The sequence below is a fragment of the Arthrobacter sunyaminii genome (assembly GCF_018866305.1).
GTDB lineage: Bacteria > Actinomycetota > Actinomycetes > Actinomycetales > Micrococcaceae > Arthrobacter_B > Arthrobacter_B sunyaminii.
In genome coordinates, this window is the sequence record NZ_CP076456.1 from 3664256 (window position 1) to 3677160 (window position 12905).

16 protein-coding genes and 1 riboswitch are annotated in these 12905 nt (G+C 64.2%); of the genes, 9 read left to right on the top strand and 7 right to left on the bottom strand.

The features are described 5' to 3' along the window. Nucleotides 1-102 precede the first annotated feature (102 nt). On the bottom strand, nucleotides 103-597 hold the full coding sequence (locus KG104_RS16660) for a hypothetical protein (protein WP_207348296.1): 495 nt from the start codon (nucleotides 595-597) through the stop codon (nucleotides 103-105). A gap of 47 nt (nucleotides 598-644) precedes the next feature. Continuing rightward, nucleotides 645-944 carry a hypothetical protein gene (locus KG104_RS16665; protein ID WP_104102140.1) on the bottom strand — a complete coding sequence of 100 codons (300 nt, stop codon included), beginning with the start codon at nucleotides 942-944 and terminating at the stop codon, nucleotides 645-647. A gap of 115 nt (nucleotides 945-1059) precedes the next feature. Here KG104_RS16665 and KG104_RS16670 point away from each other — a divergent pair, with 115 nt between their 5' ends. Continuing rightward, the gene (locus tag KG104_RS16670; RefSeq protein ID WP_207348295.1) at nucleotides 1060-2001 is read left to right on the top strand and encodes an SMP-30/gluconolactonase/LRE family protein; all 942 of its coding nucleotides are present in this window, start codon (nucleotides 1060-1062) and stop codon (nucleotides 1999-2001) included. A gap of 25 nt (nucleotides 2002-2026) precedes the next feature. Here KG104_RS16670 and KG104_RS16675 read toward each other — a convergent pair whose 3' ends face one another. Further along, nucleotides 2027-2374: an antibiotic biosynthesis monooxygenase family protein gene (locus tag KG104_RS16675; RefSeq protein WP_207348294.1), complete on the bottom strand. Its 348-nt coding sequence runs from the start codon at nucleotides 2372-2374 to the stop codon at nucleotides 2027-2029. 99 nt (nucleotides 2375-2473) lie between these two features. Then, nucleotides 2474-2538, top strand: a riboswitch (guanidine-III (ykkC-III) riboswitch). A 10-nt stretch (nucleotides 2539-2548) separates the two neighbouring features. Here KG104_RS16675 and KG104_RS16680 point away from each other — a divergent pair. The 3 genes from KG104_RS16680 (at nucleotide 2549) to KG104_RS16690 (ending at nucleotide 4761) form a co-directional block, all read left to right on the top strand. Beyond that, a complete protein-coding gene (locus KG104_RS16680) occupies nucleotides 2549-2863 on the top strand; it encodes a DMT family transporter (RefSeq protein ID WP_207348293.1) in 315 nt (104 codons plus the stop codon). 2 nt (nucleotides 2864-2865) lie between these two features. Further along, nucleotides 2866-3231, top strand: coding sequence for a DMT family transporter (locus KG104_RS16685; RefSeq protein ID WP_207348292.1), 366 nt, complete (start codon nucleotides 2866-2868; stop codon nucleotides 3229-3231). A gap of 66 nt (nucleotides 3232-3297) precedes the next feature. Then, nucleotides 3298-4761 carry an amino acid permease gene (locus KG104_RS16690; protein ID WP_207348291.1) on the top strand — a complete coding sequence of 488 codons (1464 nt, stop codon included), beginning with the start codon at nucleotides 3298-3300 and terminating at the stop codon, nucleotides 4759-4761. 44 nt (nucleotides 4762-4805) lie between these two features. Here KG104_RS16690 and KG104_RS16695 read toward each other — a convergent pair whose 3' ends face one another. Beyond that, nucleotides 4806-6002, bottom strand: coding sequence for an MFS transporter (locus tag KG104_RS16695; protein ID WP_237688616.1), 1197 nt, complete (start codon nucleotides 6000-6002; stop codon nucleotides 4806-4808). Nucleotides 6003-6172: 170 nt separating this feature from the next. On the opposite strand from KG104_RS16695, the gene KG104_RS16700 reads away from it, so the two are divergent. From KG104_RS16700 to KG104_RS16710, 3 genes are all read left to right on the top strand, one after another. Then, nucleotides 6173-6526: a hypothetical protein gene (locus KG104_RS16700; protein ID WP_146067183.1), complete on the top strand. Its 354-nt coding sequence runs from the start codon at nucleotides 6173-6175 to the stop codon at nucleotides 6524-6526. Between the two features lie 112 nt (nucleotides 6527-6638). Further along, the gene (locus tag KG104_RS16705; protein WP_207348290.1) at nucleotides 6639-6935 is read left to right on the top strand and encodes a hypothetical protein; all 297 of its coding nucleotides are present in this window, start codon (nucleotides 6639-6641) and stop codon (nucleotides 6933-6935) included. A gap of 110 nt (nucleotides 6936-7045) precedes the next feature. Further along, a complete protein-coding gene (locus tag KG104_RS16710; RefSeq protein WP_207348329.1) occupies nucleotides 7046-7414 on the top strand; it encodes a DUF1622 domain-containing protein in 369 nt (122 codons plus the stop codon). Between the two features lie 60 nt (nucleotides 7415-7474). On the opposite strand, the gene KG104_RS16715 is transcribed toward KG104_RS16710, so the two are convergent. After that, nucleotides 7475-7960: a hypothetical protein gene (locus KG104_RS16715; RefSeq protein WP_207348289.1), complete on the bottom strand. Its 486-nt coding sequence runs from the start codon at nucleotides 7958-7960 to the stop codon at nucleotides 7475-7477. Nucleotides 7961-8194: 234 nt separating this feature from the next. Here KG104_RS16715 and KG104_RS16720 point away from each other — a divergent pair, with 234 nt between their 5' ends. Continuing rightward, a complete protein-coding gene (locus KG104_RS16720) occupies nucleotides 8195-8476 on the top strand; it encodes a PLDc N-terminal domain-containing protein (RefSeq protein WP_181032469.1) in 282 nt (93 codons plus the stop codon). 254 nt (nucleotides 8477-8730) lie between these two features. On the opposite strand, the gene KG104_RS16725 is transcribed toward KG104_RS16720, so the two are convergent. Next, nucleotides 8731-10173, bottom strand: coding sequence for an HNH endonuclease signature motif containing protein (locus KG104_RS16725; protein WP_207348288.1), 1443 nt, complete (start codon nucleotides 10171-10173; stop codon nucleotides 8731-8733). A 292-nt stretch (nucleotides 10174-10465) separates the two neighbouring features. Between KG104_RS16725 and KG104_RS16730 the strand changes: the two genes are divergently transcribed. Further along, the gene (locus tag KG104_RS16730; RefSeq protein ID WP_207348287.1) at nucleotides 10466-11770 is read left to right on the top strand and encodes an Nramp family divalent metal transporter; all 1305 of its coding nucleotides are present in this window, start codon (nucleotides 10466-10468) and stop codon (nucleotides 11768-11770) included. Nucleotides 11771-11837: 67 nt separating this feature from the next. Here the strand turns inward: KG104_RS16730 and trxB are convergent, their stop codons facing one another. Next, entirely contained in the window at nucleotides 11838-12815 is a 978-nt protein-coding gene (trxB, locus tag KG104_RS16735) for a thioredoxin-disulfide reductase (RefSeq protein WP_104160663.1), read from the bottom strand. Between the last annotated feature and the right edge of the window lie 90 nt (nucleotides 12816-12905).

Below are 12905 nucleotides of genomic sequence, written 5' to 3' on the forward strand. Positions count from 1 at the left end.
TACCAAGCCCTCCCGGGCCGCCGCCTGCTACCGGCGTCCACCATTTATAACGACACGGTACCGCGGATGATTCCCGGGCAGGAACCCTCCGTGGCGCTGCAATCAATGGCTGGTGGTTCCCTGCCGCGATTCCAGGTCAGGCGCAATCCAGGCGTCCGACACCATTCCGGTGACCCACGCGTAGACGACCTTGTGCAGGACGTCGACGGCTCTTTCCTTCGCCGGCCAGGTTGCCGGCGGAGCACCGATACCGGTGGCGTTTTCCAAGGTTTGGTCCGTTGCCAGCCGCACCACGGTGAACCCGGTGTTGGCTTCGGGCCCGCGGATACCGGTCACGGACCAGACACCGCGCAGCGCACCAAGCACGGCACCGGTCCCCCAGTGCATGGCGTGGTTCCAGACCGGCGGCTGCGCATCCGGAGCGGGGTGCCTGCCCAGCAGGCTCAGGAGCGTCCGGGCCGGAACGTAGGAGTTGGGGCGGCTGGTCACTGCTTGTTCGAGCTTCTCGCCTGCGGTCATCGCGGCGACCCCTGCCAGACCTGCGACGGCACCCTGTCCGGCGGCTTTCAAGAGCATGCGTCCACGGGATTCTGCCATGTCTGCCTCCTGGTTAGGTGAGTCGAATCAGGACGGCTCAGGCCGCACTAGCGGCGGCGTCCGAAAATCAGCGAAGCAGCCGCTGTGGCAGCGGTGACCGTATAGACGGAGGGCCAGGCGCCGAGTTTCTTGGCCAGCGGGTGGGACAGCCCGAACGCTGCCACATAACCGGCGGTAAGGGCAGCGGCGGTGCCGGTTCCGGCGTCGCGCTTCCACATCATGAAGGCCGCCGTACCCGCCGCAGCCAGAACCGCACCGCCGAGCTGGCGGTTGCCGGTATCCCGGGCGGTCTTGTAGCCGCCGATCAGGCCGGCGCTGGAAACGAGGGAGGTCAGAAGTGCGCTCACAGTGGTTTTTCTCCTCTTGGCTGCTGATTACTGCTCCCAGCCTATCCCTCCGCGGCAGCGGCCGGAGTGTGTCTAGACTGTGAGCAAACTTCCCCCAACACCAAAAGGACCGCGCATGCCGACAACGCCGCAGACTCTGCTCGCCCAGGACGCCGCAGTGGAGAAGGTGGCCACCGGAGCACAATGGGCCGAGGGGCCCGTGTGGATTCCTGCCCGTTCCGCCGTGCGATTCAGTGACATCCCGGGCAACCGGATCCTGGAGTACCGCGAGGCCACCGGCGCTCTGGAGGTTTATGCCGCGGATGCCGAATTTACCAACGGCCGTGCCCTCGACCACGAGGGCGCCGTGATCCAGTGCTCGCACGGAAGGCGTGCCATTGAGCGCGACACCGGCACCGCGCCCGACGCCGTTCCCTCCGTTTCCACGCTCGTGGACTCCTGGAACGGCCGGCGGCTGAACTCACCCAACGACGTCGTTGTGAAGTCCGACGGCACCATCTGGTTTTCCGACCCCTCCTACGGCATCCAGAAGGAGGAAGAGGGGCATCCGGGACAGGAAGAGTACGGCGACCGCTGGGTGTTCCGCTTCGATCCGGCCAGCGGTGAGCTGACACCGGCGGTCATCGACGTTGAGGTCCCCAACGGGCTGGCCTTCTCACCGGATGAATCCATCCTCTATGTCTCCGACACCTCGCTGGGCACCCCCGCCATGGACGGCGGGCCGCGGCTGCACGGTCACGCGATCCACGCGTACGACGTCGTCTCCGGCCGGTTTGCGCGAAACGGCCGAATTTTTGTGGAGGTTGCGCCGGGAGTTCCCGACGGTTTCCGCGTGGACGTACACGGGAATCTCTGGTCCTCCTCGAAGGAGGGCGTGCAGGTCTTTTCGCCCGAGGGTGAACGCATCCTGCAGATAGCTGTTCCGGAGACCGTCAGCAATGTCTGCTTTGGCGGCGACGACGGCCGCACCCTGTACATGACCGCGTCATCGAGCCTGTACCGGATCCGGACCACCGTCACCGATGCCTCTGCGGCGCTGCGGACCTCCGAGGCTTAACGCCGGAAGGTCCGCAGGGATGTGCCTAGTTTGCCGTTCCTTCGCTTCCTCCGGCGGGGCGGTAGCTCCACAGCTCGGCGCTGATTCCCACCGGCCGGGCCCGGCGGGAATCAGACGAGGTGCCGCCGTCGGCCGTTTCCTGCCCGTGTCCATGGGCAAAATCCTTCGATGACACCCAGTCCTGGAAAGACTTCTCATCCCGCCAGCGGGTAACCACCAGCCAGGTGGTGCGCTCATCGGTGGGCTGCAGGAGTTCAAACCCTTCAAACCCCTCCTGCCCGTCCACGGCGCCGGCGCGTGCGGCGAACCGCCGGGCCAGCTCGTCTCCGGAGTCGGCGGGAACAGTTACGGCGTTGATTTTGACGATGCTCATGGCCCATTATCCCCACATCCGGCGGGTGAACATCCTCCGGTGCGGGAGTATCCGGGAGGACTGTCCGGGTTGGCGGTGCCGCGTTTGCTACCCTAGGTAGCCAAGACCGGATCCCGGTCTCCGGACGACGGTTCAGTACCCGGACAGCGACAAGACTGGCCAAAGGATTTAGTCATGGCATGGGTCATCCTTGTTCTCTCCGGCATGCTGGAGGCCGTCTGGGCCACCGCACTGGGCAAATCGCAAAACTTCCGCCGGGTCTGGCCCACGGTGATCTTCGCCGCCGGCCTCCTGCTCAGCATGGCCGGACTCGCGGCGGCCATGCAGTCCATCCCCGTGGGCACCGCGTATGCGGTCTGGGTGGGAATCGGCGCAGTGCTGACGGCTGCCTACGCGATGGCCTTTGGCGGCGAGAAAGCCACCGCGCTGAAGGTCCTGCTGCTGCTGGGCGTCGTCGGCTGTGTTATCGGCCTGAAGATGGTGGGCTGAACATGCCGTGGATTGTCCTGCTCCTGAGCGCCGTCCTTGAAGCCGTGTGGGCCACCGCCCTGGATGCTTCAGCCGGGTTCACCCTCCTGGTCCCCTCCCTCATCTTCCTTGCCGCATGCGTGGCCTCCATGGTGGGACTGGCTTACGCCATGAACTCCATTCCCGTCTCCACGGCATATGCCGTATGGACCGGGCTGGGCGCCGTCCTGACGGTCGCATATGCCATGGTGTTCGGCAACGAACAGCCCGGACTGCTGAAGATCCTTTTCCTGGCCGGAATCATTGGCTGTGTGGTCGGCCTGAAGTTTGTGGAGTCTGCTCCCCGGGACTTGAGCCCAGACACTGGTCCCAGGGACCCGGCGGGTTGATACTGCTCTGAGCGCCGGGAATGCTCCGGCGTACCGCGGTACCGGCAGCGATGATCGGAGCCTTCCATGTCCACAGCGGAAAGTGCGTCTTCCTCCCTTTTCCGGCGCAAGCCAATCGACGAGGTCGAAGACGAAAAGAGCGGCAGCAAACTCTTCAAAAGCCTGGGGCTGTGGCAGCTCACGGCTATCGGCGTCGGCGGCATCATTGGCATCGGCATCTTCACCCTTGCGGGTTTGGTTGCCAACGGCGGGCCTGACGCGCCCGGCGTCGGTCCGGGCGTGCTGATCTCGTTCCTTGTCGCGGGGCTGGCAAGTGCTGCAGCAGCACTGTCCTACGCGGAATTTGCCGGAATGGTCCCGCGAGCCGGTTCCGCCTACACCTATGGTTATGTGGCTCTGGGCGAGATCATCGGCTGGTTTATCGGCTGGGACCTGCTCCTGGAATACACGGCCATTGTGGCCGTGGTTGCCATTGGCATCTCGGGCTATTTCACCGAGTTCATGAGCGGAATCGGCATTGACGTTCCGGCCTGGATGCAGGGCACCGGCGACACCGTTGAGGGCGGGGTCGTGAACGTGCCGGCCCTGGTGGTCTGCCTGTTCATTACCTGGATCCTCAGCCGGGGCACCAAGACCTTCGGGCGCTTCGAGCTGGTGGCGGTCGGCCTAAAAGTGCTGTTGATTCTCTTTATTGTGGGGCTGGGGTTCTTCTTCGTGAATACGGCCAACTACACACCGTTCCTGCCCAACGGGTTCGGCGCTGTCTTCACCGGTGCGGCTACGGTGTTCTTCGCGGTGTTTGGATATGACGCGATGAGCACGGCCGCTGAAGAAGCTACCGACGGCAAAAAACACATGCCAAAGGCCATCCTGCTGTCGCTGGCCGTGGCCATGGTCCTGTACGTCCTGGCAACGCTGGTCCTGACCGGCATGCAGAATTACACCGAGATCAGCCCGACCGCCGGATTTGCCTCCGCCTTCCAGGCCGTGGGGCTTCCGGTCATTGCCACCGTTATCTCCGCCTTCGCCGTGCTGTCCATCCTCACCGTGATGCTCACCTTCCTGCTCGGCGTCACCCGGGTTTGGTTCTCCATGAGCCGCGACGGACTGCTTCCGGGCTGGTTCTCGGGAACGGACCGGCACGGTACACCGCAGCGGGTCACTTGGATTGCCGGAATTGCCTCGGCACTGCTGGCCGGAGTGTTTCCGATCCGTGCCGTGGCGGATCTGACGAATATCGGCATTCTGGCGGCATTTGTGGTGGTTTCGGTGGCTGTGATTGTGCTCCGCCGGCGGCAGCCGGACGCTCCGCGGGAGTTCCGGCTGCCGCTGATGCCTTGGATTCCGGCCTTCGGCGTGTTGTCCTCAGGCTTCCTGATGCTGCAGCTGCACTGGGAGACCTGGCTGCGTTTTGCCATCTGGCTCGTGATCGGCATTGTCATCTACTGGTTCTACGGCCGCCGCCACTCGCTTTTGAATCCGAACAGTCCGCGTCTGGCCAAGCCGCCGCCGGCGCCGGAAACCGCCTGAGGCGCAGAGTCGACGGCATATTTTCAGCTCTCCGCAACGGCACTTCACCTCTCCACGACGGCTGAGCTACGTGCGGTCATCGAGCGAAGGACCAGGCCCAGAACCACGCACAGAAGGTAGCCGGCCGCCACAAACAACCAGCCCGCGAGGAATCCTCCCGAATACTGCAGCAGCAGTCCCATGGCCAGCGGACCCGAGGCGAATCCAATATACATTCCCAGAGAGACCACACCGGATGCTGCCCCTACCCGGCCCGGCTCCACCTCCCGCATTGCTCCTGCCATTACCACCACATTCACCCCGAGCACCGTGGCCCCGTGGAGGGCCACTCCGGTCCACAGAAGTACGGGCATCCCTGTTTGCCCGGCGGCCAGCAGAAGCGCCGTCCCTCCGATGGCTCCCAGCGCCAGGATGAGCAGCAGCGACGCCACCGCGGTTCCGCCGGCAATCCGCCGGCCCCACAGCACCCTGGCCGCTACGCCAACCACTCCGGCAACCGCGGCAGCCGCTCCTGCCATCAGCAGTGAAAAGTCCAGCTCGCGCTGCGCAAACATCGGCAGGTAAACGTTGGTGGCCTGCATCCCGGCGCCCGAAAACAGGGCAAACCCGGCCAGCAGCCAGACCGTGGGCGGGAACGGGTCGCGCGGGCCGGAAGCGGCACCCGTCCTTGGCAGCGCCGGCGGTGCCGCAGGCAATTTGTTCCACGAATACATCAGGAGCACCGCCATGACGACGGCGGCTCCGGCGGCGGCTCCGCGCCAGCCGACCAGCAGCGCCGCAGCGGGGAAGAAGAGGCTGGAAAACAGCTGGCTAGCCTGCACACCGGACTGCTTGATCCCCAACCAGCCGGGACGCCGGACGGGGTCCACCTGGTGCGCAATCACCCTGTTGGTCGTGGGATTGGAAATCGCCTGTGCCGGTCCCGCCAAACCTACGGCAATCAAAAGCCACAAATAACTTCCGGACACAGCCATCAGCGTGAGTGCGAGAGCCGTGCCTCCGAAAATAAGGATGAGCTGGGCACGTCCGGAAATCCTGTCGCTAAGCCTGCCCAGGGACACGGAAGACAACGCCGCGCTGAGGAAACAAACCGTGGCCAGCAGCCCAAACTGCGCTTCGCTGATGCCCAGGTCGCCGATGATGAGCGTGCTCGTGGCGCTGATGCCGTAATTCATGACGGGCCCGGCACCCATTGCACACACCAGCACAAACAAAAGTCCGGGACCCGCTTTGTTGTTCACTTTCTGCCCTTCTCGCAACGACACAGTACATTCTGGCTCACCGGTGAACAACGCACTGACAAATAGCGGCTATCATCTGCTTAGGGCCGGTATAACCAGGCCTATTAGCTGGGGGAGTAGAAATGGGCGGGGAGTCTCAAACAGTGCCTTCTGTGCGGAAAAAATCCGCCATGCTTTTTCGTCGCGGGCGAACCATGCTCGTGCTGGTGGCCGTCTTTTGGCTGTGGCTGCTGCTGGGTAGCGCGAACTTCATAGCCGGCCTCTTTGATACCCCCTTTTACGCGATGCTGGCCCTGTACGGGCTGGGCGTGGTAACCCTTATTTCCCTGGGTGTGGCTGGAATGGCCATTTTCTACATGGTTGTCAACAAGCCTGCGCGTACAGAACTCCCCGCTGGCAGCTCCGCCCGTCCTGGTTTCTCGGAGCTTGCGCCCGTTATCCGCCTCGTTCCGCGCCGGGTTGCCGACCACAGCGCAGCCCTCACCAACAAAGCCGCTGCCAAGTGGCGGGATCTGGCTTCCTGACTTCCGGCTTTTAGAACTCCCGGCGTTCCGGTCCGGTCCCCGCCCCGGCCACCTGACGGAACCGGATCGAGCGGCACATCAAAATGTCAGTGCCGCACGACAGGCTTGTGCCATGACAGTCACCCACGCCCCCTACCGCCGCGAGCCGTACGTCCGTTTCCAGACGACGTCGTCGATCATAGACGGCAAGGCTTGCGCCTGGACCCGCGTCTCGGTGCTCCTGCACTGGATTGACGACCTCGGGCGCGCCCACAATCGCTGGGTGCCGGCTGAAAACGTCTGCCGCGTCGCCCGGGATGATTCATCGTGGCAGGACCCCTATGACGACTGGGCCTTCTACTATCCCGGCGCTGCCGCAGGTTCTTCTCCGGAGCGTTCTTCCCGGGAACTTCTGCCGACGGCCGCCTGAAGTCCTTCCGGGCCCCTTCCCTTGACATGGGCCGGAGCCCACCCGCTTATGGAGGTACGGGCGGTTCGGCCCACGGGAGCAACCATTGGAGCCGGTGAGTGGAGCAGAGCATGGAATTCAAGGGCATCATTGAAGCCGCCGGCGAGCTTGTGGACCTGGCCGGGGTAGCCGTCATCATTGTTGGTGCCGTCATCGCTACGGTGTCCGTGGTGCGCACCCTTCTGCGCCGTACGGGCCGGCCGGTCTATGAGGCGTACCGGCAGCAACTGGGCCGGTCCATTCTGCTGGGCCTGGAGCTGCTGGTTGCAGCGGACATCATCCGGACCGTGGCTGTAACTCCCACGTTTGAATCGCTCGGGGTGTTGGCTCTCATCGTCCTGATACGGACCTTCCTTAGCTACACCCTGCAACTGGAAGTCACCGGACGGCTGCCCTGGCAGCAGGTTCGCCCGGCCGAAGCGGCACCTCCGCCGGGGTAGCCGGCAGATCGGGGACGGGTATCCGGCACTTGCGGAACGGTCATCCGCGAGGCCTGTCTGTCAGGCGCGGCGGTCGTCCCGCACCGAGACCACGAGCAGAGCCGCGGTCAGCCCCAGCGTCAGTATGCCCACCGGGTTGGCCAGTGCGGCGGAGAAGCCTGCCGCTTCCGCTCCGACCAGCGCGGACATTACTGAACCGTCGCGCCCTGGTTCTCCGCCGACGTCGGGCACCAGGAAACCAAAGGCCCCGCCTGCCAGCCACAGCCCCAGCAGAAGAAAAGACGTGCGCAATGGTGCCCCGAAACGCGGCCGCCGGGCGGCAGCCACCGTGATGCGCGCTGCCGACAACAACATCAGGATGGCCATCAGCGGCCCAACAGTTGCCGCAAAGATCACTACCAGGTTCCCCTGGATGCCAAACAGCATCCGTCCTGCTGTGATCCACAAAGGAACTAGCAGAGCCATCGGGAGGCTTAACGCCGCCGCAACAGCAGAAAAAACGGCTGCGGGACGGACCTTGGACCGTGCCGGGGATGTGGTGCTCATGGTTTAAGGCTAGGCGAGGTTCACGGCTAAACATGTTTCCGGCCAGGCGCACGGGCAGCTCCCGGCCGTACTACTTGGGGACGGTACGGATCGCCCGCATGTCATCACAGGGGATGAGGTTATTTGTCCTGCCGGAACCCTATTCTGGAATGGCGTCCACCCCCAAATAAACGGCGCGACCCCGTTCATTGTTTGTTCTGACTCCGTTCATGATGAAAGAGCATGGTTTTCGTTATGCCTATCGAATACCTGATGTGGGCTCCTCTGGTGGTGCTGTCATTGGTTCTGTACCTCACTTTGGCTGCCGCAGCGCTCTACAGTCTGGCCGGTTCCCCGTGGGTTTCCAGCTCGGCACGTCGCGGGTGGATGCTTGCTGTTGTGCTGCTTCCGGTGGTGGGGTCGGTGCTGTGGTTGGCTGCTTCCCACAGGCGGACTGCGGCCTTTCCCACCGACGGCGGCGATAAGCCCTCAACGTTGGAGGGGCCGGAAATTCTCTTGGAAGTCCGCGATCCCTAGGACTGCTCAAGCGCCGTGAAGACACGGCGGGTCATGAGATCGGATCATGAGAATGGCCGACAGCAGGGCGGCGGATCGTCCGAACTATCGTCAAAAGGGTGGCGGATCGTCGCCGTAGTCTTCCGGAGGTTCGCCTTCAGGGATCCAGCCCGACATCCGGCTTACAGCAGGTTTCGTGGCTTCCACACTGGGTCCCGCACTTAGTCCTGTGCTGGGTCCCGTGCTAAGTCGTGTGCTCAGCCCTGCGGCCAGGGTCAGGTGCGGATCGGTCCGGAGGTCCGGCCTCCCGGCGAGGTCCACTCAATAATTCCCGGGATGCGCTGGTGGGCCTTCCAAAAACCCCGGGACTTGAACATGTGATGCCGCCTGCAGAGATGCTCCAGGTTGTCGTGATCGGTGGTCCCGCCGTGGGACCACGGTTTGGTGTGATCTATCTCGGCGATCGCGGCGTTGGTCCGGCATCCCGGGAACCGGCAGGTTCCGTCCCTGGCCCGGAGCCAGCGCTGCAGCCCGGCAGGAACTTTCCGCCGCCGCCCGACCCGCAGGATCTCCTCAGTGTCCGGGGTTCGTTCCACCGGAGTCCAGTGCGCTGCCTGCCGGGCCAGCCGACGGGCAGTTTCGGGGCTGATCGGCCCGTATCCGTGCAGTTCGGCAGGCTGTTCATCAGCACCGAACAGCGTCTCGGCGGTGATCAGGACCAGAATCTCGGTGCGGGCACGTGCCCGGGCCTTGTTGCGTCCAGAGTCTGGGGCACGGCCACCTGGGCCGCCGCCGTCCATCACCTCGCTGGCAGGCCCACTTCGTTCGAGGTTATGGCTGTGCGTTGCATCCTCGTCACCGTCGAGCAGGTCAGCCAGTATGTCCGCCCGCAACTGATCCACTCCCCGCGGATTCCCCGCACCCTGCTCACCCCGCGCCGTCGTCGTCAGCTGCGTATAAACCAGCTGCGCCCTCGCTGCCGGCAACAACGCCGACAACCACGACATCCCGTCCTCCTCCGGCACCAAACACACCCGCCGCCGTTCAAAAGCACTCTTATGCCGGACCGGGATGGTGTCCGGATACCGATTCTCCCGCAACCTTCTGGCCTTCACCCGGAACTGGGACGATGTCTGCCCCGCAGCAGCACTCTCCAGCAGGGAAGCCTCGAAGGCGGCCAGTTCGGGTTCTGGGACGTTTTGGGATTGGTCCAGCACCGTCTGCACATGCCCGTAACCCAGGGCCCCGTCCTCCAGCCGGGCCAGGGTTGCGGTGTGGGTGGTGCATAACCGTCCCGCCTCACTCATCAGCATCTTCGCGGTGTTCGTGGGAAGGTGCAGGATGGCTGCGGCTTCCTCCGCGGCCAGGCTGAAGGTCAGGGCCGGATCTTCCCGGCCAACATCTTCGAGGAGCTCGTCACGGAAGAGGGTTTCCATCCGGTGCAGCACTTTGGCTTGCTGTGCCTGCGCCCACCGCACCAACGCATCCAACCGGGACAACACCACACTGGTTTCGTCCTGGGTCAGGGACTCCGCACCCTGCAGGACCAACGAACCGGTAAGCCCGTCCCGGTAAGCCGGATCCAGGTGAGTGGTTCTGGGATCCCTCGGGGCACTGTCCGGCTCAGCGTTGTAAATCGACAGGCTCGGGCCGGCAGCCTGGCCGGCACCGGATGCTTCACCGGTGCCACCTCGTCGAAAAGATCCGTTCTGATCCATGACTTCAGGCTTTCACCTGCCACCGACATTTCCGTCCCGAAAACAGCCCCAAAAACCCCAAAACAGACCACTTTGGGACGGTCCCAAATACTCGACTTTTTTCTATAACTACTTGCCAGAGGAGGGGCTGCCTACGCCGCGCCGGCACACACCGTCAAAGCGATCTATATCTGCTCCGTACATCCGCCGTCCGAACCCACCGTGGACGAGCCACCTCCCACCCCACTCCAAAAGTTCGCCACCCCCGCTACGCCATCTTCGGGCTACCGAACTTTTGTGTTACGTTGCTGTCATGAGCCGCAAGACTGCCCTCCTGAGGCCTGCCAAGCCGGCAACAGGCGCGCCTTCCTCTGTGCCCGCTTCCCCCACCGCAAAGCCCGCTGTCCCCAAACGCCTGATCTGGATGCTGGGACCCGCACTGGTTGCGGGAGTCGCCTATCTGGATCCGGGAAACGTGGCCAGCAACATGACGGCGGGCGCCCGGTTCGGCTACCTGCTGGTGTGGGTTGTGGTTGCCGCGAACATCATGGCCTGGCTCATCCAGTACCTCTCCGCAAAACTTGGACTGGTCACCGGCAAGTCCCTGCCCGAACTGCTCGGAGAACGACTGGGCCGCAAAACGGGACGCCGCCTCTACTGGCTCCAGGCGGAGCTCGTAGCCATGGCCACAGATGTGGCCGAGGTGATCGGCGGCGCCGTGGCCTTGTGGCTGCTGTTCGACCTGCCGCTGCTCCTCGGCGGCGTCATTACCGGGGTCATTTCCATGGCCGTCCTGGGCCTTCAGGGCAGCGGACGCCACCGCACGTTTGAATACGTGATCGTGTCCATGATGGCGATTATCGCCGTCGGCTTCACGGCCGGAATCGTGATTTCCCCGCCAGACGGGGGCGCCGTGGCTGACGGCCTCATCCCCCGCTTCGAGGGAAGCGAATCCGTGCTGCTCGCAGCATCCATTCTTGGCGCCACGGTCATGCCGCACGCCATTTACGCGCATTCGGCACTGACCCGGGACCGGTTCCCGGACCGCACTGCTTTCCTAACGACCCCGAGGCTGATCCGAGCCACCCGCTGGGATGTCACCATTGCGCTGGCTGTCGCCGGAACCGTGAACCTGGCGATCCTGCTCCTGGCAGCGAGCTCCCTCCAGGGCGTCGCCGGAACCGACACCTTGGAAGGTGCGCACGCTGCGATCGCTGCGTCCCTTGGCGGCGCCGTCGCCACCCTTTTTGCCGTTGGCCTGCTGGCATCGGGCCTGGCATCCACCTCCGTAGGCGCCTACGCCGGCGCCGAAATCATGCAGGGGCTGCTGAAGGTCCGCATGCCGATGCTGCTGCGCCGCCTGATCACGCTGATTCCCGCGCTGCTGATCCTGGCAGCCGGCGTCGACCCCACTTGGGCGCTCATCCTCAGCCAGGTCATCCTGTCCTTCGGCATTCCGTTTGCCCTGATTCCGCTGGTGTGGCTGACCTCCCGCCGGGATCTAATGGGTGTGCACACCAACCGCTGGTGGACCACCGCGCTGGGAGTGGTGGTGGCCATCCTGCTGGTGGGGCTGAACATTACGCTGCTCGTGCTGACCTTCACCGGCGCGGCTTAGCGCCGGAAAGGTCCAACACCACAGCACGACGACGACGACGGAAACCTCCGTGTCACCGGTCCCCTGCTCAGTCGTTTAGCGTCCCCTCCACCAGTGCGGTGGCAATGCTGTCAGCATCCTGCACCGCGGCCAGATAGCGTTCGGCGTCCAGAGCTGCGGCACACCCGGTGCCGGCGGCGGTGATGGCCTGACGGTAGCGGTGGTCCACGGCATCGCCGCACGCAAAAACACCGTCGGCGGAGGTAGCCGTGGTGGGTGCCGCCACCGTTATGTAACCCTCCGCGTCAAGGTCCACCTGCCCATGCAGCAGTTCGGTGCGCGGCACATGCCCGATGGCGACAAACACCCCGGTAGCCGCCAACTCGCGCCGTTCTCCCGTGACCGTGTCGGTAAGGGTCACCCCCGTCACCTTGTCCTGGCCGTGCACCGCGGTCACTTCGCTGTTCCACTCAAATCGGATCTTTTCGTGGCTCTTGGCCCGCATGGCCATGATGCGTGAGGCCCGCAGCTCGCCGCGCCGCACAATCACAGTGACGGTCCGTCCGAACCGGCTCAGGAACAGAGCCTCCTCCATGGCGGAATCGCCGCCGCCCACCACCAGCACGTCCTGGTTCCGGAAAAAGAAACCGTCGCAGGTGGCACACCATGAGATGCCGCGGCCGTTGAGCCGTTTCTCCTCCGGCAGACCCAGTTCCTTGTACGCGGATCCCGTGGCCAGGATGACGCTGCGTGCCTTGTATTTGTCGCCGCCGCCGGTCTCCACCCGCTTAATGTGCCCGCCCAGATCGACCGACACGACGTCGTCGTACTGCACCACGGCACCGAACTTTTCCGCCTGCCGGCGCAGGCTGTCCATCAGGTCCGGGCCCTGAATACCGTCCGGAAAGCCGGGAAAGTTTTCCACCTCGGTGGTGTTCATCAGGGCTCCGCCCGCGGTCACCGATCCGGCAAGGACACGCGGTTTCAGCCCAGCCCGGGCCGCATAAATGGCCGCTGTATAGCCGGACGGACCGGAGCCGATGATGATGACCTGATCGGTATTCATGAGGTAGTCCTTGGCGTGCGGTCTGGTGGGGAACAGCAAGGGCACTGATCCCAGTGTGACCGCCCCGGCTCCGGCCGGGAAGAAGTTCCG